The following is a 20,948-nucleotide window of genomic DNA, read 5'->3' as shown; positions in this document are numbered from 1 at the left end:
TGCAAAAATAAAGAAAGGGAATACAGCATATGCTATATTCCCTTTTAATTACAACCATATTATAATAGGTTATACGGTCATGATATCTTTCTCTTTTAACTCAGCGTGTTTATCAACTTTAACGATGTAGGCATCCGTGATTTTTTGCACTTCACCTTCACCCACTTTGATCTCATCATCAGACACAGCCTCGGCTTTTAGCTTTTTGATTTTTTCGTTCGCATCTTTTCTGATGTTACGTACAGTTATACGACCTCTTTCAGCTTCTTCCTTTACTTTCTTAACCAGGTCTTTTCTACGTTCCTCAGTTAGTGGCGGAACAACAAGACGAATTACCAAACCATCATTTTGCGGATTGATGCCGATATTGGCTTCCATAATAGCACGTTCGATAGGCACCAGCAGGTTTTTCTCCCAAGGTTGAATAATCAGCGTGCGCGCATCAGGTGTATTGATACTGGCCACCTGACTCAATCCTGTCGGGCTTCCATAATAATCAACCATAATCCCATCAAGCATACCTGCGCTGGCTTTCCCTGCACGAATTTTAGTCAGTTCAGACTCACAGTGGATAATTGCTTTATCCATGCTCGCCTGTGCATCTTGTAATTGTTTTTTTATGAGGTCATTCATACGATATATGTTTCTTCAAAAAATTAGTTTTGTTTAACTTTCACCAGTGTTCCGATAGCTTCACCTTTAGCAATCTTCATCAGATTCCCGGTTTTGTTCATATCGAAAACGATAATAGGCAATTCATTTTCTTCACAAAGTGTAAAAGCGGTCATGTCCATTACGTTCAGACTTTTCGAATATACTTCTTTGAAAGAAATCTCATTATATTTTGTTGCTGTAAGATCTTTCTCCGGGTCCGCAGTATAGATCCCATCCACACGTGTTCCTTTCAGTACCACATCTGCTTTAATCTCAATGGCGCGGAGCGCTGCAGCTGAGTCCGTGGTGAAGTACGGATTTCCCGTTCCAGCACCAAAGATTACAACACGACCTTTTTCAAGGTGTCTTACTGCACGGCGGCGGATAAATGGTTCGCAAATCTGTTCCATCTTAATCGCAGTCAGTAAACGTGTCTTTAATCCTACTTTCTCCAGGGCGTCCTGCAGGGCCATACTGTTAATTACCGTTGCCAGCATTCCCATGTAATCTGCCTGTGCACGGTCCATACCAGACTTTTCTGCACTTAATCCCCTGAAGATGTTACCCCCACCAATAACGATCGCTATTTCCAGACCCTCGTCGTGAACGGCTTTAATTTCTTCTGCGTACTGCCTAACACGCTCGTTGTCAATACCGTACTGTTTATCGCCCATCAGCGATTCGCCACTTAGTTTGAGTAGGATCCTTTTATAATTCATGACTTCAAAAATAACTATTTGTTTTAATTATTGGTGATCAAATGTTCAACTCCTCTGAACATGATTTTCTGTAGTTTAAGATCTGCGTTGAGCAGCATTAAATTAGCTTGTTTGCCAACGCCAATATTACCCATCGTTGTATCAAGTCCAAGTACTCTTGACGGGTACAAACTTGCCATCCGCAAGGCTTCGGGCAGTGTAATCCCCGCATATTCCACGCAGTTTTTTATGGCCTGCAGCATTGTTATTGCTGATCCCGACAGGGTTCCATCTGGCATGACAAATTTACCATCCTCCAAACTGTGCTGGTAGGCTCCGGTATCGCATGGCGTCACTGCATCTGTAATGAGGAACAAGCGTTCGCCCATTAGTGTTTTAGCAAAGCGCAATACTTCAAAATCTACGTGCATGCCGTCAGCGATAATACTTGCCATAGCACTTTGATGGTTGAGTATTGCCGTGGGTAGATTTGGCGCTCTATGGTGTATTGATGGCATTGCATTGAACAAATGGGTTGTAGTTGTGATCCCGTTGTTATAGGCTGCTGTTGCCTCATCAAAATTGGCATCACTATGTCCTAGCGAGAGCACTACACCCTGATCCAGCAGATATTGTATTACTGCATCATCCTGCAGCTCGGCAGCAATGGTCATCATTTTAACCACGCCATCGGCGCGCTCCATCAACGTTTTAACTTCGTCTAGCGTAGCCTTCTTTACATAGGCCCCGATATGTGCGCCCAATCGTCTAGGGTTAAGGTAAGGCCCTTCCAGGTGTAATCCAAGAAAGGTTTTTGCCTCTGCACGATAGGCTTTGGCTGCATCTATGGCCTGATTAAATACTTCGGGTGCATTTGTTGCCAGGCATGCCAGAAAACCGGCGTGACCTTTATCAAGCAGATCCTGATCCATTTGGCGCAAGGTATCCACTGTAGGAAAGGCAGAAAAAAGTTTACCTCCACTTCCATAGATCTGGAGTTCTATGCATGCTGAAGCAACCAAGGCTTGCTGCGCATCAATGATCTGACATCCTTGTGGGATATCTTGATCTGCTACCAATCCAGTAATAACACCCTTATCGATTAGAATTGACTGCTGTTTCAAAACAGCATCATCATAGAAACTACAGTTGGTTATCGCGATCATGTCCGGGAATTTATGTCAAAAAAAAAGCCCCTTAAATAAGGGACTTTCTAATATTTATTGCTGATTAAGCACCTAACTGAACGCGTTTGAATGCGGTAACAGTTAAACCTTTCGCCACACCATTTAAGAATGCGCGAACATCTTTAGAAGAATCTTTAACAAACTCCTGATTTAATAAAGTACTGTCTTTGTAGAATTTGTTCAATTTACCAGCAGCAATTTTCTCAACCATTTCTTCAGGCTTACCTTCAGCACGGATTTGTTCTTTAGCGATTTCAGTTTCACGCTCGATAGTAGTAGCATCAACGTCTGCTTTATCTAAAGCAACCGGGTTCATTGCAGCAATTTGCATAGCTACATCTTTACCAGCTTCTTCAACACCAGCAACGTCCTGGCTTAAAGCAACCAAAACACCCAAACGGTAGTTACCGTGGATATAAGGAACAACTTTATCACCCGTTACAGTTTCGAATTTAGAGATACCGATTTTTTCACCGATTTTACCAGTGTTTTCAACGATGATATCAGAAACTTTTTGTCCATCAACTTCAAGAGCTAACAACTCTTCAACGTTAGCAGGATTTTTCTCAATAGCAAGATCAGTGAATTTGTTTGCCAAAGCAACGAAGTCAGCGTTTTTAGCTACGAAATCTGTTTCGCAGTTCAATTCAACAACAACACCACGTTTACCGTCTGCTGTAGCTTTAGCGATAACAACACCTTCGTTAGAATCACGATCTTGTCTGCTGGCGGCAACTTTAGCACCTTTTTTACGCAAGTAATCAACTGCGGCTTCAAACTCGCCGTTAGCTTCGATTAATGCTTTTTTGCAATCCATCATACCGGCACCGGTTTGTTGGCGTAATTTGTTTACATCTGCTGCAGTAATTTGTACTGACATTTTGTTCTATTTTTAAGTTTTCAATTAAAAAATAATGGGTTGTATATTATGTAGTTGTAAGCAGAACCTGCAACACATAATAGACAACCCAAATTCAATTATTAAGCTTCGCTTGAACCGTCTTCTTCGGTTTCAGCAACTTTTTTTCTTCTTGCACCTGGTGCAGCAGCTTCTGGAGCATCAGCAGCGGCTTTAGCAGCTACAGCTTCCTTTTCTGCTTCATCATCCTTTTCACGTTTACGCTCATCTAAACCTTCTTCGATTGCTTTGATGATTACATCAGTAATTAAAGAGATAGATTTAGTAGCATCATCATTCGCCGGGATAGGGAAATCAATGTTTGAAGGATCAGAGTTTGTATCAACCATTGCGAAAGTTGGAATGTTTAATTTCAACGCTTCGCTAACAGCGATGTGTTCTTTTTTAACGTCAATTAAAAAGATTGCAGCTGGTAGACGGTTTAAGTCTGCGATACCACCTAAAAGGCTTTCTAATTTAATACGCTCACGTTGGATCATCAAACGCTCTTTCTTAGAAAGAATAGAGTAAGTTCCGTCTTTAGTCATCTTGTCGATGTTAGACATCTTTTTGATTGACTTACGTACAGTTTGGAAGTTAGTTAACATACCACCTAACCAACGTTCAGTTACGAAAGGCATGTTTACTTTTTTTGCCTGATCAGCAACGATTTCTTTAGCTTGTTTCTTAGTAGCTACAAAAAGGATTTTACGTCCTGATTTTACGATTTGTTTAATCGCTGAAGCAGCTTCTTCAGTTTTAGTTAAAGTTTTATTTAAATCTATAATGTGGATACCATTGCGCTCCATGAAAATGTAGGGCGCCATTTTTGGGTTCCATTTACGGGTAAGGTGACCAAAGTGTACACCTGCATCCAATAAGTCTTGATATGTTGTTCTTGCCATTGTGTTGTCTCCTTAAGATTAACGTTTACTGAATTGGAATTTCTTACGTGCTTTTTTACGTCCTGGTTTCTTACGCTCAACCATACGCATATCACGGGTCATTAACCCTTTAGCGCGTAATGCTGGTTTTTTCTCAGCATCTAATTCAACAATAGCTTTAGCGATAGCTAAACGAACAGCTTCTGCCTGGCCTTTAATTCCACCACCAGCTACGTTTACAGTTACATCATATTGACCGATCAATTCAGAAACTTCGAATGATTGGTTAACGATATATTGCAAAGGTAATGTTGGGAAATATACTTTGTGATCTTTACTGTTTACAGTAATTGTACCGTTGCCCTCTTTCATATAGATTCTTGCAACAGCAGTTTTTCTTCTTCCTGAAGTGTTAGTAACTGACATTTCTTTCTTCCTTTAATTAAAGTGTAATGGTTGTTGGTGATTGCGCTGCGTGAGGATGCTCAGAACCTGCATAAACAAATAGGTTGGTGTATAATTTAGCACCAAGTTTTGTTTTAGGTAACATACCACGAACGGCTTTCTCGATAACACGTGTTGGGTGTTTCGCCATTAACTCTTTAGGAGAGATGAAACGTTGACCACCTGGATATCCTGTGTATGAGGTATAAACCTTATCACTGAATTTATTTCCGGTCAATTTAACCTTGTCTGCATTGATAACGATTACATTATCGCCGCAGTCTACGTGTGGGGTGTACTCAGGCTTGTTTTTACCACGGATGATCATTGCGATCTTCGATGACAAGCGCCCCAAAATCTCGCCTTGTGCGTCAACAACAACCCACTGTTTGTTAACAGTTTTTGCATTGGCAGAGACAGTTTTGTAACTTAACGTATTCACTTGCTTGTATTTAATTTGTTAAACAATTATATTTTTTCCCCAAATTTTAGGGACTGCAAAGATAGTGTAAAATGTGTAATTGTCAAATAGTTGATCAATTATTTAATGATCTTTTGATAAAAAACATCAAAAGCGCCAGGATGCTAACACCAAATAACCCGCTAAATATTGTTAAAAGCACACTATCCGTTGAGTAATAAGCGTGTGCGATACTATCTGCCATAATGTGCCAGCCACTATACAACAGGAAAATTGCAAAAATAAACGACTCAGCACCGCAAAAATAACTTACAATGCGGTACAAAATACCCGATGCATCTTTGCCTACCGCACATAAAAGCGCAAAAATCACGACCATGAACGATCCCGAAATGGCAAATCCCCCGCCCGCCTGCAGGAAAAGCAGAAAGTATGCCGCAGCAAAAAAAAGATTGAGGTATGCGAGTCTGGTGAGCATAGACAACAAAGTTCAAAATATCAGAACTATTTACAAGCTGATTTGTTAGTTTCCTAGTTAAATACTTGAATTATGACAAAAGAAACGAAAATAATAGCGGGCGTATTAGCCGGGGCGGCACTTGGTGCAGCGGTAGCTTTAATCTTATCAACAGATAAAAACGACGAAATAAAAAACAATATCTCAGACTGGTTTTCCGATCTGTTAGATTCTTCAAAAGATAAACTTTCTCATGTTGCAGACACTGTTAAAGATTCTATCTCGAAAGCAGGGCTGTAAATAACGAATGAAGATTGCATTTCACGGTGCTGCCAGAGCTGTTACAGGCAGCAAGCACTTAATTACGCTCAGCAATAAAACACAGATATTATTAGATTGCGGCATGTTCCAGGGCATGGGAGATGTAACTGAAAAGCTGAACAGCTATTTCGGATTTGAGCCTAAAAACATCACCTACATGGTTCTTTCGCACGCGCACATCGACCATGTAGGTTTGTTACCACGACTTGTTGCCGAAGGCTTTGAAGGAAGGATCTTCAGTACGCCGGGCACGATGGACCTTGCGCGTATACTTTTACTGGATTCCGCAAAGATACAGGAACAAGATGCAGATTATGCGCAGCGTAAAAACCGTGGCTCAGAAATTGAAGAACCACTTTATACAGAAGAAGATGTAATCAAGACCCTGAGTCAATTTACGGTAATAGATTACAACGAGGATTTTGAAATTGATCCCCGTATTACGCTTCGGTTCACTGATGCCGGCCACATTCTTGGGAGCGCGGCGGTACATCTTAACATCCTGGATGAAGGTAAAGAAACTCGAATTACATTTAGCGGCGATGTTGGACGTTATGGCGACTTACTACTGAACAGTCCGCAGACCTTCCGCCAGGCAGACTACATTCTGCTTGAATCTACTTATGGTGATACGCTTCATAAGGACCTTGAGCCCATAGAGAATATGTTGCTGGAGATTATTAATGACACCTGCAATATCCGAAAGGGGAAAGTCATTATACCTGCCTTCAGCGTGGGTCGTACACAGGAATTATTATACGCCCTAAACTCCCTCGAACTCAAAAACAAATTGCCGGATGTTCCTTACTATGTAGACAGTCCACTTTCTCTTCAGGCTACTCAGGTTTTGAAGAATCATCCGGAGGTATATAATAACGGAGTAAAACAAGTATTAAAAGTTGACGACGATCCTTTCGCTTTTAAAGGGCTTAAATTTATTGAGCTTGTTGAAGAGTCCAAAGCGCTGAACAATGACCCGCGCCCCTGTGTGATTATATCTGCTTCGGGAATGGCCGACAGCGGGCGGGTGAAGCACCACATCCGTAATAACATTGGCAATGCAAAGAATACCATTTTGATGGTTGGTTATGCAGAACCGAGGTCATTGGGAGGTAGATTGGTATCAGGCGCAAGGACGGTTGATATCTTTCACGAACAATATGACGTCATTGCAGATGTTAAGTCCATCCGGTCAATGAGCGCACATGGTGATTATGAGGATTTATTGCATTTTATGGCTTGTCAGGATCCCGAACAAGTAAAACAAGTTTTCCTGATTCATGGCGAATATAACGTACAACAGAACTTTGCTGAAAAATTAAAAGACAAAGGATTTAAACATATTGCCATTCCACAATATCATCAGGAATACGAAATTTAAACTCAGCTTATGGAATATATAGACGATTTTTTCGGTTATCCTATTCCCCAATTCGTACAGAACCTCATTCTTGCTGCAGCAGCAATCCTATTCGGCTTGCTGCTTAAATTTATACTCAGAAAGACCTTTTATTTTCTGGCCAGAATATGGCCGAATTTTCTGATTAACTCCGTAATCCGGAGGATGAACAAGCCCGTAGCATTCTTTTTACCTTTGTTTTTTCTGAATATCGCACTGGCGTTTATGGTAATGAAACCATACCTGGCTAAGCAGATCGATCGTTTACTGGAAATCGCATTGACCGTCAATTTCGCCATACTCCTTATTGCTACAATTAAGGTACTGGAGGACTATTTTTACCATAAATATGACCTGAACAAGGAAGACAATCTAAAGGAGCGAAAGATCAGGACCCAGCTCCAGTTTGTCCGTAAATTCATTATATCACTAATTATTCTTCTAACGGCATCTATAATCCTGCTAAGTTTTGAGAGCATGCGGAAAATAGGGAGTGGTCTACTCGCTGGTGTGGGTATTGGTGGTATCATCATTGGTTTTGCAGCACAGAAGTCGCTCGGAAATTTACTGGCAGGCTTTCAGATTGCCTTTACACAACCCATTCGTATTGACGACGTGCTTGTGGTTGAGGGTGAGTGGGGCCGCGTAGAAGAAATTACGTTAACTTATGTAGTACTTAACATCTGGGATCAGCGCAGGCTTATCCTTCCCATTACTTATTTTATAGAGAAGCCCTTTCAGAACTGGACACGAGTCTCTTCAGAACTGCTGGGCACAGTGTTCCTATATTTTGATTATACAGTACCTATCCCAAAACTACGAGAACAACTTACCATGTTGTTGAGCACCCATCCGCTCTGGGACAAACGTGTAAATGTTGTACAGGTAACGGACAATAAGGATACTACGGTAGAAGTGCGCTTTTTAATGAGCGCGCGGAATTCTTCTCAGGCCTTCGATCTGCGTTGTTTTGTCCGCGAAGAAATGATTGCCTTTGTACGTGAAAACTATCCGGACGCACTTCCAAAAACACGTCTGGATTACAAAGCACATCCTTAAAGAGCTATCTTTGGAGGCTATGGATATTTTCGGTAAAGCACTACAGGATGAGTACAGCAGAGATGCTGCCTACAGGGATGATAATCACGATATTTTATGGTTACACAATTCGTACGGGGAACCTGAAGAAATGCCTGTAGATATCTTTTTCAGAACTGAGGAAGAAATGCCCGAACTTGAATTAATTGCACTACAACATTGCAAAGGCAAAACACTGGATATCGGTGCCGGCGCGGGAAGTCATGCTTTGTTACTTCAGCAGAAAAACATCCCGGTCGTGGCGCTGGATATTAGCAAAGCTGCCATACAGATTATGCAGGACAGAGGTGTTGAACATACTATAGAAGCCGATTTATTTAAACTGCAGTCTGATCCTTTTGACACGCTTTTGTTATTGATGAATGGCATAGGAATTACTGGTAGTCTGGACGGTTTCAGGACTTTTCTAAATCAGGCCAAACAGTTATTAAACCCCGGCGGGCAGCTTATCTTTGATAGTTCTGATATTTCTTACATCTATGAAGATACAGAAAAACCTACCGATCGCTACTTCGGACAGGTTGCTTATCAATACGAGTACCAGGGACTAAAGGGTGAATGGTTCAACTGGGTTTATCTGGATCAGAAAACGTTATTTACAATAGCTGAAGCCTGCGGGTGGACTGCTGAACTTCTTTTTGATGATGGTGAAGATCAGTATCTCGCCAGGCTTCAGCCGAAGGATTCTATCTAGGCTTTTTCTTCCCAGATGGACGCAATATTAACAATTGTCTGTACTGCCTTTTCCATATCCTGTATAGCTACCCATTCCTGTTTACCGTGAAACGCATGCTCACCGGCGAAGATATTTGGACAAGGGAGGCCCATCAGCGACAAGCGAGATCCATCTGTACCTCCACGGATACTCTGTTTCAATGGTTTAACACCAGCACGCTCAATGGCCAATCTAGCATATTCTATTACTTGCGGATATTGATCCAAAACCTTTTTCATGTTGCGGTATTGCGTCTCAATTTTAAGCGTATAGGTGGTTCCCGGATAGTTTGACACTACATCTTTAACTATGGTTTCCAGTGTTATGCCATGCTGAGCAAGCAATTCGTCGTCAAAATCACGCAGAATAAACCCCGCTTGTGCCTGTTCTACATTTCCATGAATCTGTACCGGATGGATAAATCCTTCTTTTCCCGATGTTGACTCCGGAGAAAGCTTATCTACCGGAAGTGCATGGATTACCTCGCTTATAATTTTAATTGCACTCTGCATCTTGCCTTTGGCAAAACCAGGATGTGAACTTACACCGTTTACTACCAGCGTAGCGCCATCAGCAGAAAAAGTCTCATCCTCAAGAGAGCCTAATGTCTCTCCATCCACAGTATATGCAAATTCAGCCCCCAATTTCGTCAGATCTACATTGTCTACGCCCCTACCAATTTCTTCATCGGGCGTAAACAGAATTTTAATTGCCCCATGCCTGATATCGGGATTCTCTAAGAGAAAAGCCGCAGCTTCCATGATCTCCGCTAAACCAGCTTTATTATCTGCGCCTAGTAACGTGGTTCCACTTGCTGTTATGATATCGTTACCGATCTGGTTTTTAAGATCTTTATGTTCGGACATACGCAGCACAACGGTGGCATCATCTGGCAAAACAAGGTCTTCCCCCTGGTAGTTGGCATGTATAATAGGCTTTACAAATTCACCGCTACAATCTGGAGATGTATCCATATGAGAGCAAAAACAAATGACCGGCACTTGCTTATTTGTATTAGAAGGAATCGTTGCATATACATAACCGAAATCATCAAGATGCGCATCAGTAATTCCCAATTCAAGGAGTTCTTTCACGAGCACTTTCCCAAGGTTTTTCTGCTTCTCCGTTGAGGGACTTGTGGTTGATTCAGGATCAGATTGCGTATCTATCTGCACATACTTTATGAATCTGGATGCGAGGGATTTGGTTTTATTTTGATATTTTAGCATAATTGTAAAAAAACAAAGGTAAATAAAGTTCGCTTGAGAAAAACTTACATAATTCTGCTCTGTATATTTCTAAGCAGTGTAGCTTACGGACAAAATAACTTTTATAAGTTAGGAATTGGTGGCGGTGCAGGAATAACCCGTTCATTTACCGATGTGGCAATCCATGGTGATGCCCCCGCCATCTATGGAACGTTTGACTATTTCATGACTCCTTACTTAAGCTTTGGTTTAGAGGGGCAGGCAGGTAAGATAAAAGGGGGCGACAGGATCAGGGACTATCATAAACGTGAGTTTACTAATTCTTATAAAGCTGCAACACTGAATGCCAAAGTTTACCTGGGTATGCTTACCGACAGGGGATATCAAACGAGCAGACTGGCTGAGTTTTTCAAGGGTCTGTATGTTGGTGTTGGAATTGGCGTACTGGTTAACAATATGACAGATATTGTGCGGGTTCAACCTGCTGGCGGCATATTTGCCGGGGGTTATGTATTTCCGGGCCGCGACAATAGCAAGGAGATTCTCCTTCCCGCAAACCTAGGCATTAACTTTTATTTCAAGGATAACTATGGTTATGAACGTTTCGTACTCAATTTGAATCTTCAGGGGTCAATGTCCCTTGGCGAAGGCATGGACGGTTACGACGACACTACGGCGATCTTTAAAAATAGAAGTCCTGACATCTACGCTTTCGGTTCCGTTGGTCTCAAATACAGATTCGGTCCTGAAGGTTATCATAAATAAATCAACATGTTCAGCATAAAACGCTTATTAACGCTATCGCTGCTTTGGCTGGCCTTGCCTGCTATTGCTCAGGAAACACCATTTGAGAAAAGTAAAAAAACAGAAACAGCAACGTATCCTCAGGTTATTGCGTATTATAAACAGCTGGCAAAACAATACCCCCAATCAAAGTTAATTACATACGGCCCGACAGATTTCGGTGAACCGCTTCACCTTTTTGTATTATCAAAAAGCAAAGTCTTTGACCCTGCACTGCTCAGACAACAGAATAAAAGGGTGTTGCTGATTAACAACGGCATACATCCAGGAGAACCCGAAGGTATTGATGCCAGCATGATGCTTGCGCGCGACCTCCTTAAACAAAACACACTTCCTGAAGATGTGGTAATCTGCATCATCCCACTGTATAATATAGATGGCAGTTATAACCGTAGCGGAACCTCAAGAGCAAATCAGAATGGCCCTGTAGCCTACGGCTTCAGAGGAAACAGCAGAAATCTGGACCTTAATCGTGACTTCATTAAAACAGACTCCAGGAACTCTGCAAGTTTTCAACAAATTTTTAACACCTGGCAGCCGGAGATATTTGTAGACACACATACCAGCAATGGTGCGGACTACCAGTACACTATGACCTTAATCCCCACACAAAAAGACAAGCTGAATCCGATTCTCTCAGGATACCTCACAGGAACCCTGGTTCCAGACTTGTATAGTCACATGGCTGGAAAAGGTTATGAGCTCATTCCCTATATCAACTCCGTTGGAGAGACGCCTGAATCTGGCATCACAGGTTTTCTAGAACCACCACGTTTCTCTACAGGATACGCTGCATTGCACAATACTATTGGATTTATGCCAGAAACCCATATGTTAAAAAGCTTTGATAAGCGCGTAGACGCGACCTATAAACTTTTGCAGACCTACATCACCATTGTGCAGCGAGATGCCAAAACAATCGGAAGTAACAGGAAAAAAGCAGATCTGGCCGTTGCTCAGCAAATGGAATTTGGGCTAGAGTGGAAACTGGACCAGAATGCCGTAGACAGCCTTACCTTTAAAGGATATGAAGCTAAGCAGAAGCCTAGCGAGGTAAGCGGCGCAGATCGCCTATACTATGACAGAGCAGATCCCTATACGAAAAAGATTAAAAGCTGGAACAGCTTTGTACCTTCCACAAAAGTCAATAAACCCGTTGCCTACATCATCCCACAAGCCTGGGGCCGTGTTATCGAGCTACTAAAGATAAATCACGTAAAATTGGCAAGACTTACTGAAGACAGTAAGGTTCCTGTGGACGTTTACTATATTAAAGATTACAAAACGATGCCTGGTCCTTTTGAAGGACATTACCTGCACTCGGCCGTAAAGCTTGAAACAGTAAAGCGGAATTTGCAATTTTATGCAGGAGATTACGTTATCTACGTAAACCAGCCTGAAAACAGGTATATCATCGAGACATTGGAACCTCAGGCCACAGATTCTTTTTTCAACTGGAACTTCTTCGATTCTATATTGGGGCAAAAGGAGCACTATTCAGCTTATGTTTTTGAGGACACTGCAGCACAAATCCTTAAAGACGACCCATCGCTGAAAGCTAAACTAGACCAGGAAAAGCTGAATAATCCGGCCCTGGCCAAAAGTGGAAAGGCACAACTGGAATTTGTTTACAAGAACTCTGCCTGGTATGAGCAAACCTTTATGCGATATCCTGTAGGCAGGTTAACGGAAAACTTTAAATTAAGTATAAATTAAGCATGGAATTTATTAACGAGACACCTGTAGCGGCCCTGATTCTAATTTTTACCGTTGTTACCAGTCTGTATGCATTTAACGACGCTGGCTTATATGGTAAGTTTATGCTGCATCCTTACAGTGTTTACAGAAAAAGCAAGGTATACACGCTTATAACCAGCGGATTGATACATGCTGACTACATGCATTTATTCTTCAACATGTTCACTTTTTATATGGTTGGCTTTCAGCTGGAAAGAATGGTGGGACACTGGCAGTTCGCCCTGATTTATTTTGCAAGTCTAATTTTCAGCGACATCCCTTCAGTGCTCAAACACAAAAACGACTTCTGGTATAACAGCTTAGGAGCCTCGGGTGCTATCAGTGGAGTATTGTTCAGTTTTATTTTGTTCAAGCCCCTCAGCAAATTCTACATCATGTTTATCCCAATCGGGATACCCGCGGTAATTTTCGGTGCGCTATATTTGATCTATTGCGCTTATGCCTCTAAGAACTCCAGAGATAACATCAACCACGACGCACATTTCTTTGGTGCACTTACCGGAATCATCATTACTATTCTGATCGTACCGGGAATTGTCCCTCATTTTTTGCAGATGCTATTAGGTGCCGGGCAATAACGGTGGGTGAAAATAGCTCAATGGTGCTGTAGGGTCCTTAATGATTTCAAACAGCGTATGCCCCCAGGGCTTCCAGAAATTCTCCAGCACCTGACCATAGGTCTTGTTCTGCCAATGGTCAAAGAGCGGCTTATTCAGTGTACCCCTTAAAGGCATGGCATCAATGTAAACGGAGCCTTCAACAGGCATAATGGCATATTCAGGCAACCTGTTAAACAGGTATGCCGAGTAAAAAAAGCGCGCACACAATTCCTCATATTGCTCCTCCAGTAATGGAATACCTGCAATCTGTTCCAGGATCTCGCCGTGGAATTTCTTATTGGTTCCATTATCCTGCAGACAGGCAATAATCCCGAAGTCCTTCAGCTTCAAAGAAAAAGTAAGTGTGTTGATTTCATCCCGGAAACTAAAATAATGATCTTGCTCTTTTAGCGGAACAACGACGATGGACCATGGTGTAAAGTCTTCAAAAACAACAGAGGTGTAGATGCCCTGGATCATGGCATTCAGGTTACCAAATTTATGCATTAGTCCCTGCGACATGTTTACTCCATCATTACTCAGCTGCTGCAGACCAATGGCGGCATTCATTTCGATGTAAATCAGACTGTACATAAATTTACCAATCCACCTGAAGAGATCAACCTCATCCAGTTGAGAAACTGCAGTATATCCTCCAGCAAAAGCAGTGGCTATCTTTCCTTCCAACGGTTCTATAAAATGTTCCTGAACTTCATTATTAACAGGAACTTTCAAGGTATTGTACGCACGGATACTTTCATCGAGCAACTTGATTTGTTCATTGCCCGTGAAGTTAGCCATTGCCAGAAGCCAGTCTGGCAACACGTTAACATTTGTTACCGGCGACTTAAACGTATCACCGCTTAAAAAGCAGTTTTTATACCTGAAATCGAAGTTTTTGAAGGGTTGGTATATTGCGTTATCCATAGAAAATGCAATATTAGGTATATTATTTTTACATTCACCGAGCCGTTGATTTTTTAACTTTGATATTACTTAGTCCATTATGAAAGCTACCTACATCTCTTATAACCTGGAATTAAAACATCCTTTTGCTATTGCAAAGTTTAGCAGAACGAGTACGCCATTGGTATTACTTAGGTTGGACTACGAGGGTAAGACAGGTTATGGTGAAGCTTCTATGGTACCGTACATGGGAGAAAGTCCCGAATCTGCCAAAAACTTCCTGGAGCAGGTAGACTGGAAACGCTTCAGCTTCCCTTTTGATTTTGCAGACATGGTGACCTACCTGGATCAGATCAGTCCGGGTAATCCAGCAATTAAAGCTGCTATAGATATCGCATTGCACGACCTTACTGGCAAGCTTTTGGATAAGCCGTGTTATCAGCTCTTTGGCGCTGATCCTGCAAAAATGCCTGTTACATCCTATACCATTGGGATTGATACACCAGAAGTACTCCGGGAGAAAGTTGCAGACGCCAAAGACTTCAAAGTGCTTAAGATTAAATTGGGCAGGGATAACGACAGGGAACTGATCAGGACAATAAGAAGCGTAAGTGATCTCCCCCTATATGTAGATGCCAATCAGGGCTGGCACGATAGAAAAAAGGCTATCGACGATGTGTATTGGCTGCATGACCAGGGTGTTGTATTGATAGAACAGCCGATGGATAAGAATGACCTTGAGGGCAACGCCTGGCTTACTGGCCGCAGTCCAATTCCGATTCTTGCTGATGAGGCAGTCCAGCGGCTGGCAGATATGGATCAGCTCCGCGGTGCCTATCATGGCATCAATATCAAACTGATGAAAAGTGGTGGCATGTTTGAAGCCCATCAGATGATAGAAAAAGCACGTTCTTTTGGGATGAAAATTTTGATAGGCTGCATGAGCGAAACCTCAATTGCAACACTTGCAGGAATTGCCCTTGCACCGCTTTGTGACTGGGCCGATTTAGATGGACCGTGGCTTACAAAAAATAATCCCTTCAGCAACCCGCACTTCGTTAACGGCAGATACGAATTGAAAGACCTCCCAGGTTTAGGTCTGGAAGGTCCGAATACTACATTGTTTTATCCTTGATAGAACGGCGCAGATCTCTGATCAGGCGAATCTTAAGATAAATAAAGAAGGCGCCCGTTACTATAAAAAGGGCCAGAGCGGCATGATTTTCGTTTTTCATCGCCCATTTAAGTCCGATGATTGAAAGAATGATGCCCAGATAAAAAAACACGTTCAGTGCTATTTGCTTTTTCATAGCTGTACTTAATAAACTGGCATATTTGGGTCATAAGCCTCAGCCCAGGCAAGAATACCACCTTTGAGATTGTACAAGTTAGTAAAACCCAACTGTTCTAACTGCATCACTGCCGCCGCACTCCTTTTTCCACTTCTGCACTGCATAATCACAGGCTTATCAGTCGAGATTTTGTCTGACTCAATCAAGATACCACCCAAAGGGATATTCTCTCCTTCAAGATTGGAAGTCTCATATTCAAAAGTCTCCCTAACGTCGATCAGCTGGAAATCTTCCTTGTTGTCAATTTTTTGTTTAAGTTCTTGTACTGTAACTTCTTTCATATCTATAGCGTATTATACTGTAATCGAATTAATAGCCTGCCCCTCAGGCAGGATCAAAGATAAACAATAAAAATAATACCGCTGTTGAGCAAAAAGACGAATCCGTGTCAATTTTTAGCAGGACGCTCTGTAACAAGTGTGTATGCCGCGCGTTTAATGGATACGCTTTCTTAACTTTGATTTATCATGAACGCCATTACACGTTTTTTTTGGTTTTGCTCGGGTGTACATCAGGATACACTGGAGAAACATCCTACCGAGCATAATAAATATTTTGGTATCGGTGCCACTATTTTTTTTACAGGACTTTTCGCTGCATTATCAGGCGGCTACGCCATGTACTTTGTTTTCAAGGGAGATACCGCAGCTGTTCTGTTTGCTCTATTTTTTGGGCTGATCTGGGGTTTAGCTATCTTCAATATGGATCGCTATATCGTTGCCAGTATCAATAAAAATGCTTCTTCAGGAAAACAGATTGCTCAGGCAACACCGAGGATTTTATTGGCCATCATGATCGGCATGGTTATCTCAAGACCTTTGGAACTTAAGATCTTTGACAAAGAGATTAAGGAGCGCCTTAAGGTAAGCTACCTGAACAACCAGCGCTCAAAAATCGATACGCTTAACAATGCTTTTAACAACAAGTACACTATCGAAATTAAAAAGTTAAACGAGACAAAAGCCCAGCGTGATTCGCTGATGAACACAGTTAAGGCCGACCGTCAGAAGCTAAACTTTGAGATTTTCGGTAATAAAACAGCGGAGACCTCGGGAAAAATGGGCTATGGTTCTTTTGCCAAGCGAAAGGAAACTGAACTGAAACAACGCGAGGGAAATCTGGACACTTTAAATGCAGGCATTCGGAATATGGAACGTTTTGTTGAGGGGAGAAAACAATTTGACGGATTATATAGTGAACGCCTGTACACTGGAAAACAATTAGACAGCCTCACTAACATTGCTGGGTTTGCTGACAGGAACTGGGCGTTGGGTCAGCTTAGTTTCAATACGAACGGTACACGAGATGTGAACACATCCTTAGCAGTTACTTTTATAGGATTGCTCTTTATATTTTTCGAATGCTTACCCGTGTTTGTTAAAATGATGAGCAGTAGGGGCACTTATGACCGTGCTATTGAGCATATAGAAACTGCGCAAAACCATATTTCGGAGAAAGACCGCGACTACGAGATTGAGGTTGTTGATGGCGTACATCCAACCCGGGTAGACATAGGGATAGACCGCAAAAAGAGGAGATTACACGAAGACTAAACTAATACTAAACCAAATGATGAAAAGACTACCATTTGCCTTGCTCGCATTCTGCCTGGCAAATAACGTACAAGCACAGGATATTGATAAAATTATTACCAAGCCCTATGTTGATGGATTGATCAAGACCTTGAGTGCTGATGACATGCAGGGTCGAGGATCTTTTACTCCAGGAATCGATAAGGCGGCTACTTTTATTGAGCGACAGTTCAAAGAGATCGGCCTAAAGCCGCTGGCAGGCGCAAAAGGGTTTAGGCAAACCTTTCCTGTATTCCGCATGAAACCACAAAGCGTAACTGTCAAGTTGAATAATCAGGATATTGCGCCTGAGAACATCCTTGTAGCTGGCAGCTCTGCGGCAGAGACTAAATTTGATCTGACCAATGGCGATGGATTTATAAGATTGAATCCCGGACAGTCTCTACAACAGCAATTGAGGACTTTAAGTCGGACTAAAAAACGCCAAATAGTACTGGTGGATCAGAAATTCACTGAAGATTTCAGAAAATTGAAAGCCGCACCATCTCGGGGAAGTATTGTTGACGAAACAACGCTTAAAGACCCTAAAGGCCCCGCGCTGGTATTGGTGTTGACCGCAGACACAGTAGCTTCAGGCTTTAATGTTGCCATCAAGAATAGCGCAGAAGAGTTATCACTGTTTAATGTTGCCGGTATGATTCCGGGCAAATCGAAGGCTAAGGAAATAGTTGTATTCTCGGGTCATTATGATCACTTGGGAATCGTAAAACCAACCGATCAGGATAGCATCGCAAACGGGGCCGATGATGATGCTTCTGGTACAACCGCAATGATTGCGTTAGCTAAATATTACAAAAAATTAAAGAACAACGAGAGAACCCTGATCTTTGTAGCATTTACCGCGGAGGAAATAGGTGGCTTTGGCGCAAAGCATTTTTCGCGGGGACTAAATCCCGACGACGTAACGGCGATGTTTAACATCGAGATGATCGGTAAAGACAGTAAATTCGGTAAAAACACAGCCTTCATTACTGGTTACGAGAAGTCGGATTTCGGTGCCATCCTTCAGAAAAATCTTGCAGGAACACAATTCACTTTTCACCCGGATCCATATCCCGCACAACGTTTGTTTTACCGTAGTGACAATGCTACCTTGGCTGCATTAGGTGTGCCGGCACATACAATTAGCACAGATATGATCGATATAGATAAGTTATATCATACAGTGAATGATGAGTATGAGTCATTAGATACAGATAATATCCTTGCGACCATCAAGGGCATAGCAAAAGCTGCCATCACGATTGTTAAAGGAACAGATACACCTACGCGGATACCTAAACTGGTAGAATAGGCATTACCATCACATAATCATTCATCTGGAAACCGTTGCCAATTTCAATGTCAACGGTTTCTTTTATTTTAAAGCCTGCACGTTCATAGAAATCTTTGGCTTTATTTGCCCTGTTTACGTTTAGCTCCAGCATTTTTCCATCCACATCCCGAATGCGATCTACCACTTCATTGATCAGGAATTTGCCAACTCCCTGCCCATGTACTTCAGGAAGGACATATAACTTATGGAGCTTAAAAGTTCTCAGCTCGTGATCTATGACAGAATAAGCAGCAAAGCCGACAGATTTCTTCATGATCTCTGCAATGAGAAAGGTATGGCCTTCACTGAGCTGCTCAAGTAAAGCACCTTCGTTGTACATCTTATCCAGCATATAGGTTACCTGCTCGGCACCAATAATTGGGACATAGGTAGGCTCCCAAGTGGTCCTGGCAATCTCCCTGATCACAGGAATATCTTGTTCTGTAGCCTTTCTCAGCGCAATCATAATTTCTCGGTAATAAATAAATAAGAAGTACTGAACGTAAAGTCTATAAATCCATCCTTGACCACAACAAATTCTCCCTGTTCATTCTGGAGCAGATTGCTCGTTTCAAAGTATGCCGTTAGCGGGATACTAAATACCGTGTGTTGTGGCTTCCAAACACTAAAGCCCGACTTCACGGGGTAACTTTTAGAATCCGGTGTAAATACCACGATATTGATCAGATTAAAATAATAATCAAGTACTTTGAGATCACTATTCCGATCAATAATATTTACAGCGGGGTACTTTTCTGTCACCAGATAGTTGAGCACACCAGAAATATCATCATGCATTGTATTGACTACCTTGGTACTTTCCTGGATAGGATCATTTACTCCCGGGTTAAATACGACATCGACCTTTAAGCCAAGGCTTATCACTTTCTCGTACTCCGATGCATGCACCAGCAACGTTGGACTCCATTCTAAAAGCTGACCCAGATATTCTTCACTAAAATCGCCCAGTCGGTGGATATACAACGCTGGTTCTTGCTTTTCTCTTACAATATGGTGTGAGGACATAAACAAAAGTAACTATTTTCCAGCAGAAGTATAGATTGCAATATGGTGGGTTCGCAGGAGATAGGGGCTGACTTTTGTAGTACGTGCAGCCTGAAAACTAATGAGTTTGGATGTTTGTTTAGGCATATGACAATCTATACAATTAGTCTTAAGCATGCCTTTCCTAAGGGTTTCTACGCTATGTTTCTGCGTTTGGTGGCAACTGACGCACCGTTGAGAATAAATGCTGAGATTACCTTTTAATTCTTCGTGGGTATTATGACAGGAATTGCAGGTCATATCCTTGCTCTGGATAAAACATTTACTTTTAGCAAGCATTTGGCTCTGATTTCCATGGACATCCTCTTCGAGCTTAGCAAATGTGGCTCTCGAGTTCCTATAATAGTCTGACAGGTTATCACCGGGCTTAAAGGCAAAGGTAGAGCGGTCTACCGTTACATCATTTCCGGAATGACAGATCGCACAGGCATCGTTCTTCTGTTTGCGTGTAAGGTTCTGGTATAATACTATATATTTTGCCTTTTTTACCTCCGGACTGTCGAGGTGAAAGGCAACATGCTGACCTGCGGGGCCGTGGCAGCGCTCACAATCTATTCCGTAGACCAGAGATTTGGCATCAAGATCCTCCCCTACAGTCAATGCCCCAGTTTGCACTACCGTTTTATCTACAAACGACGCATGGCATTCCAAACATCTAGAGCCTATAGGACGTTCAAAATAGACCATATTTGTTGGAAAACCCGGACTGTTTGCCCATTGGTTAACCTGCCGAAAATATGAGAGTGGCAACTGGTTTAACCTGCTGCCTTCCCAATACCCATAGGTATACGCTCTTTTTCCAGATCCTATGGCAAGATCAAACTTCCGGGCGATGGTTTCCTTGCCATCAAAATAAGCAACCTGATACATTCCCCCTTCACGTTTTTCAACCACCAGCTTCAATCTGTCATTAAACTCATATACATTTGACCCGGGCATTTGTCCATGTGTCAAATCGTCTGTTGTTATTGCCTGCGTAGTATTATGATGTGGATTATGAAGATATGCATCGTAAATTGAGGTATGGCATTTCCGACAGGTTTCTGCACCTGCAACAGCATCCTTTTTCACAGGCTCCCGTTTTTGGAAATCCATACACTTGGCGAATACAATTACAAGCGTAACCAGGCATACAAATACAACCAGCAAACGTTTTTTTCCCCTCAATTTGTG

The 20,948-nt window shown here is 42.1% G+C and carries 25 protein-coding genes; 10 read left to right on the top strand and 15 right to left on the bottom strand.

Annotated elements, in window-relative coordinates; translation table 11 throughout:
• Positions 1 to 69 precede the first annotated feature (69 nt).
• From frr to CLV32_RS12040, 8 genes are all read right to left on the bottom strand, one after another.
• On the bottom strand, positions 70 to 633 hold the full coding sequence (frr, locus tag CLV32_RS12075) for a ribosome recycling factor (RefSeq protein WP_133555854.1): 564 nt from the start codon (positions 631 to 633) through the stop codon (positions 70 to 72).
• Positions 634 to 656: 23 nt separating this feature from the next.
• A complete protein-coding gene (gene pyrH, locus CLV32_RS12070) occupies positions 657 to 1,373 on the bottom strand; it encodes a UMP kinase (RefSeq protein WP_133555852.1) in 717 nt (238 codons plus the stop codon).
• 23 nt (positions 1,374 to 1,396) lie between these two features.
• A complete protein-coding gene (nagA, locus tag CLV32_RS12065; RefSeq protein WP_133555850.1) occupies positions 1,397 to 2,518 on the bottom strand; it encodes an N-acetylglucosamine-6-phosphate deacetylase in 1,122 nt (373 codons plus the stop codon).
• Between the two features lie 64 nt (positions 2,519 to 2,582).
• On the bottom strand, positions 2,583 to 3,419 hold the full coding sequence (gene tsf / locus CLV32_RS12060; protein ID WP_133555848.1) for a translation elongation factor Ts: 837 nt from the start codon (positions 3,417 to 3,419) through the stop codon (positions 2,583 to 2,585).
• 101 nt (positions 3,420 to 3,520) lie between these two features.
• Positions 3,521 to 4,342, bottom strand: a complete 822-nt coding sequence (gene rpsB, locus CLV32_RS12055; protein WP_133555846.1) for a 30S ribosomal protein S2 — start codon at positions 4,340 to 4,342, stop codon at positions 3,521 to 3,523.
• 18 nt (positions 4,343 to 4,360) lie between these two features.
• Positions 4,361 to 4,747, bottom strand: coding sequence for a 30S ribosomal protein S9 (gene rpsI, locus CLV32_RS12050; protein WP_133555844.1), 387 nt, complete (start codon positions 4,745 to 4,747; stop codon positions 4,361 to 4,363).
• Between the two features lie 16 nt (positions 4,748 to 4,763).
• Positions 4,764 to 5,207, bottom strand: coding sequence for a 50S ribosomal protein L13 (rplM, locus tag CLV32_RS12045; RefSeq protein ID WP_133555842.1), 444 nt, complete (start codon positions 5,205 to 5,207; stop codon positions 4,764 to 4,766).
• A gap of 94 nt (positions 5,208 to 5,301) precedes the next feature.
• Positions 5,302 to 5,664 (bottom strand): hypothetical protein, encoded by a 363-nt coding sequence (locus tag CLV32_RS12040; protein WP_133555840.1) that lies wholly within the window; start codon positions 5,662 to 5,664, stop codon positions 5,302 to 5,304.
• 72 nt (positions 5,665 to 5,736) lie between these two features.
• Between CLV32_RS12040 and CLV32_RS12035 the strand changes: the two genes are divergently transcribed.
• Genes CLV32_RS12035 through CLV32_RS12020 form a run of 4 tightly spaced genes read left to right on the top strand, consistent with a single transcriptional unit; the run spans position 5,737 to position 9,155 of the window.
• Complete coding sequence (locus CLV32_RS12035; protein WP_133555838.1) at positions 5,737 to 5,943, top strand: YtxH domain-containing protein; 207 nt, start codon at positions 5,737 to 5,739, stop codon at positions 5,941 to 5,943.
• 7 nt (positions 5,944 to 5,950) lie between these two features.
• Positions 5,951 to 7,345 carry an MBL fold metallo-hydrolase RNA specificity domain-containing protein gene (locus CLV32_RS12030; protein ID WP_133555836.1) on the top strand — a complete coding sequence of 465 codons (1,395 nt, stop codon included), beginning with the start codon at positions 5,951 to 5,953 and terminating at the stop codon, positions 7,343 to 7,345.
• Between the two features lie 9 nt (positions 7,346 to 7,354).
• Entirely contained in the window at positions 7,355 to 8,422 is a 1,068-nt protein-coding gene (locus CLV32_RS12025) for a mechanosensitive ion channel family protein (protein WP_133555834.1), read from the top strand.
• On the top strand, positions 8,364 to 9,155 hold the full coding sequence (locus CLV32_RS12020) for a class I SAM-dependent methyltransferase (RefSeq protein WP_317130249.1): 792 nt from the start codon (positions 8,364 to 8,366) through the stop codon (positions 9,153 to 9,155). Before CLV32_RS12025 ends, CLV32_RS12020 begins: the two co-directional genes overlap by 59 nt.
• Here CLV32_RS12020 and pepT read toward each other — a convergent pair.
• A complete protein-coding gene (gene pepT / locus CLV32_RS12015; protein WP_133555833.1) occupies positions 9,152 to 10,405 on the bottom strand; it encodes a peptidase T in 1,254 nt (417 codons plus the stop codon). The two genes, CLV32_RS12020 and pepT, sit on opposite strands and share 4 nt — an antisense overlap.
• Before the next feature lie 33 nt (positions 10,406 to 10,438).
• Here pepT and CLV32_RS12010 point away from each other — a divergent pair, with 33 nt between their 5' ends.
• Genes CLV32_RS12010 through CLV32_RS12000 form a run of 3 tightly spaced genes read left to right on the top strand, consistent with a single transcriptional unit; the run spans position 10,439 to position 13,524 of the window.
• Positions 10,439 to 11,149, top strand: a complete 711-nt coding sequence (locus tag CLV32_RS12010) for a hypothetical protein (RefSeq protein ID WP_133555831.1) — start codon at positions 10,439 to 10,441, stop codon at positions 11,147 to 11,149.
• 6 nt (positions 11,150 to 11,155) lie between these two features.
• Positions 11,156 to 12,904 carry a M14 family metallopeptidase gene (locus CLV32_RS12005; protein ID WP_166641940.1) on the top strand — a complete coding sequence of 583 codons (1,749 nt, stop codon included), beginning with the start codon at positions 11,156 to 11,158 and terminating at the stop codon, positions 12,902 to 12,904.
• 2 nt (positions 12,905 to 12,906) lie between these two features.
• The gene (locus CLV32_RS12000; protein WP_133555828.1) at positions 12,907 to 13,524 is read left to right on the top strand and encodes a rhomboid family intramembrane serine protease; all 618 of its coding nucleotides are present in this window, start codon (positions 12,907 to 12,909) and stop codon (positions 13,522 to 13,524) included.
• Here CLV32_RS12000 and CLV32_RS11995 read toward each other — a convergent pair.
• Positions 13,507 to 14,472, bottom strand: coding sequence for a hypothetical protein (locus CLV32_RS11995; RefSeq protein ID WP_133555826.1), 966 nt, complete (start codon positions 14,470 to 14,472; stop codon positions 13,507 to 13,509). The genes CLV32_RS12000 and CLV32_RS11995 overlap by 18 nt on opposite strands.
• A gap of 79 nt (positions 14,473 to 14,551) precedes the next feature.
• Here CLV32_RS11995 and CLV32_RS11990 point away from each other — a divergent pair, with 79 nt between their 5' ends.
• Positions 14,552 to 15,586, top strand: coding sequence for a dipeptide epimerase (locus CLV32_RS11990; RefSeq protein WP_133555824.1), 1,035 nt, complete (start codon positions 14,552 to 14,554; stop codon positions 15,584 to 15,586).
• On the opposite strand, the gene CLV32_RS11985 is transcribed toward CLV32_RS11990, so the two are convergent.
• On the bottom strand, positions 15,567 to 15,761 hold the full coding sequence (locus tag CLV32_RS11985) for a DUF6358 family protein (protein ID WP_133555822.1): 195 nt from the start codon (positions 15,759 to 15,761) through the stop codon (positions 15,567 to 15,569). The two genes, CLV32_RS11990 and CLV32_RS11985, sit on opposite strands and share 20 nt — an antisense overlap.
• A gap of 8 nt (positions 15,762 to 15,769) precedes the next feature.
• On the bottom strand, positions 15,770 to 16,084 hold the full coding sequence (locus tag CLV32_RS11980; RefSeq protein ID WP_133555820.1) for a rhodanese-like domain-containing protein: 315 nt from the start codon (positions 16,082 to 16,084) through the stop codon (positions 15,770 to 15,772).
• Positions 16,085 to 16,270: 186 nt separating this feature from the next.
• Between CLV32_RS11980 and CLV32_RS11975 the strand changes: the two genes are divergently transcribed.
• Together CLV32_RS11975 and CLV32_RS11970 are read left to right on the top strand one after the other, a co-directional pair.
• The gene (locus CLV32_RS11975) at positions 16,271 to 17,356 is read left to right on the top strand and encodes a DUF4407 domain-containing protein (protein ID WP_133555818.1); all 1,086 of its coding nucleotides are present in this window, start codon (positions 16,271 to 16,273) and stop codon (positions 17,354 to 17,356) included.
• A gap of 16 nt (positions 17,357 to 17,372) precedes the next feature.
• The gene (locus CLV32_RS11970; protein WP_243732298.1) at positions 17,373 to 18,689 is read left to right on the top strand and encodes a M20/M25/M40 family metallo-hydrolase; all 1,317 of its coding nucleotides are present in this window, start codon (positions 17,373 to 17,375) and stop codon (positions 18,687 to 18,689) included.
• On the opposite strand, the gene CLV32_RS11965 is transcribed toward CLV32_RS11970, so the two are convergent.
• From CLV32_RS11965 to CLV32_RS11955, 3 genes are read right to left on the bottom strand one after another with little or no spacing between them, the layout of a single operon-like run.
• A complete protein-coding gene (locus tag CLV32_RS11965) occupies positions 18,673 to 19,176 on the bottom strand; it encodes a GNAT family N-acetyltransferase (protein ID WP_133555816.1) in 504 nt (167 codons plus the stop codon). The two genes, CLV32_RS11970 and CLV32_RS11965, sit on opposite strands and share 17 nt — an antisense overlap.
• On the bottom strand, positions 19,173 to 19,736 hold the full coding sequence (locus tag CLV32_RS11960) for a thiamine pyrophosphokinase (RefSeq protein WP_133555814.1): 564 nt from the start codon (positions 19,734 to 19,736) through the stop codon (positions 19,173 to 19,175). Before CLV32_RS11960 ends, CLV32_RS11965 begins: the two co-directional genes overlap by 4 nt.
• Before the next feature lie 12 nt (positions 19,737 to 19,748).
• Positions 19,749 to 20,870, bottom strand: a complete 1,122-nt coding sequence (locus CLV32_RS11955; RefSeq protein WP_133555812.1) for a multiheme c-type cytochrome — start codon at positions 20,868 to 20,870, stop codon at positions 19,749 to 19,751.
• Between the last annotated feature and the right edge of the window lie 78 nt (positions 20,871 to 20,948).

Source organism: Pedobacter duraquae (assembly GCF_004362245.1).
Classification (GTDB): Bacteria; Bacteroidota; Bacteroidia; order Sphingobacteriales; family Sphingobacteriaceae; genus Pedobacter; species Pedobacter duraquae.
Note: the sequence above shows the minus strand (reverse complement) of the source record. Positions and strands in the feature narration are given on the sequence as shown.

Coding starts and splice junctions, on each gene's coding strand:
- frr (WP_133555854.1), bottom strand. CDS start 633: ATGAATGACCTCATAAAAAAACAATTACAAGATGCACAGGCGAGCATG.
- pyrH (WP_133555852.1), bottom strand. CDS start 1,373: ATGAATTATAAAAGGATCCTACTCAAACTAAGTGGCGAATCGCTGATG.
- nagA (WP_133555850.1), bottom strand. CDS start 2,518: ATGATCGCGATAACCAACTGTAGTTTCTATGATGATGCTGTTTTGAAA.
- tsf (WP_133555848.1), bottom strand. CDS start 3,419: ATGTCAGTACAAATTACTGCAGCAGATGTAAACAAATTACGCCAACAA.
- rpsB (WP_133555846.1), bottom strand. CDS start 4,342: ATGGCAAGAACAACATATCAAGACTTATTGGATGCAGGTGTACACTTT.
- rpsI (WP_133555844.1), bottom strand. CDS start 4,747: ATGTCAGTTACTAACACTTCAGGAAGAAGAAAAACTGCTGTTGCAAGA.
- CLV32_RS12040 (WP_133555840.1), bottom strand. CDS start 5,664: ATGCTCACCAGACTCGCATACCTCAATCTTTTTTTTGCTGCGGCATAC.
- CLV32_RS12035 (WP_133555838.1), top strand. CDS start 5,737: ATGACAAAAGAAACGAAAATAATAGCGGGCGTATTAGCCGGGGCGGCA.
- CLV32_RS12030 (WP_133555836.1), top strand. CDS start 5,951: ATGAAGATTGCATTTCACGGTGCTGCCAGAGCTGTTACAGGCAGCAAG.
- CLV32_RS12025 (WP_133555834.1), top strand. CDS start 7,355: ATGGAATATATAGACGATTTTTTCGGTTATCCTATTCCCCAATTCGTA.
- pepT (WP_133555833.1), bottom strand. CDS start 10,405: ATGCTAAAATATCAAAATAAAACCAAATCCCTCGCATCCAGATTCATA.
- CLV32_RS12005 (WP_166641940.1), top strand. CDS start 11,156: ATGTTCAGCATAAAACGCTTATTAACGCTATCGCTGCTTTGGCTGGCC.
- CLV32_RS12000 (WP_133555828.1), top strand. CDS start 12,907: ATGGAATTTATTAACGAGACACCTGTAGCGGCCCTGATTCTAATTTTT.
- CLV32_RS11995 (WP_133555826.1), bottom strand. CDS start 14,472: ATGGATAACGCAATATACCAACCCTTCAAAAACTTCGATTTCAGGTAT.
- CLV32_RS11990 (WP_133555824.1), top strand. CDS start 14,552: ATGAAAGCTACCTACATCTCTTATAACCTGGAATTAAAACATCCTTTT.
- CLV32_RS11985 (WP_133555822.1), bottom strand. CDS start 15,761: ATGAAAAAGCAAATAGCACTGAACGTGTTTTTTTATCTGGGCATCATT.
- CLV32_RS11980 (WP_133555820.1), bottom strand. CDS start 16,084: ATGAAAGAAGTTACAGTACAAGAACTTAAACAAAAAATTGACAACAAG.
- CLV32_RS11975 (WP_133555818.1), top strand. CDS start 16,271: ATGAACGCCATTACACGTTTTTTTTGGTTTTGCTCGGGTGTACATCAG.
- CLV32_RS11970 (WP_243732298.1), top strand. CDS start 17,373: ATGATGAAAAGACTACCATTTGCCTTGCTCGCATTCTGCCTGGCAAAT.
- CLV32_RS11965 (WP_133555816.1), bottom strand. CDS start 19,176: ATGATTGCGCTGAGAAAGGCTACAGAACAAGATATTCCTGTGATCAGG.
- CLV32_RS11960 (WP_133555814.1), bottom strand. CDS start 19,736: ATGTCCTCACACCATATTGTAAGAGAAAAGCAAGAACCAGCGTTGTAT.
- CLV32_RS11955 (WP_133555812.1), bottom strand. CDS start 20,870: ATGGATTTCCAAAAACGGGAGCCTGTGAAAAAGGATGCTGTTGCAGGT.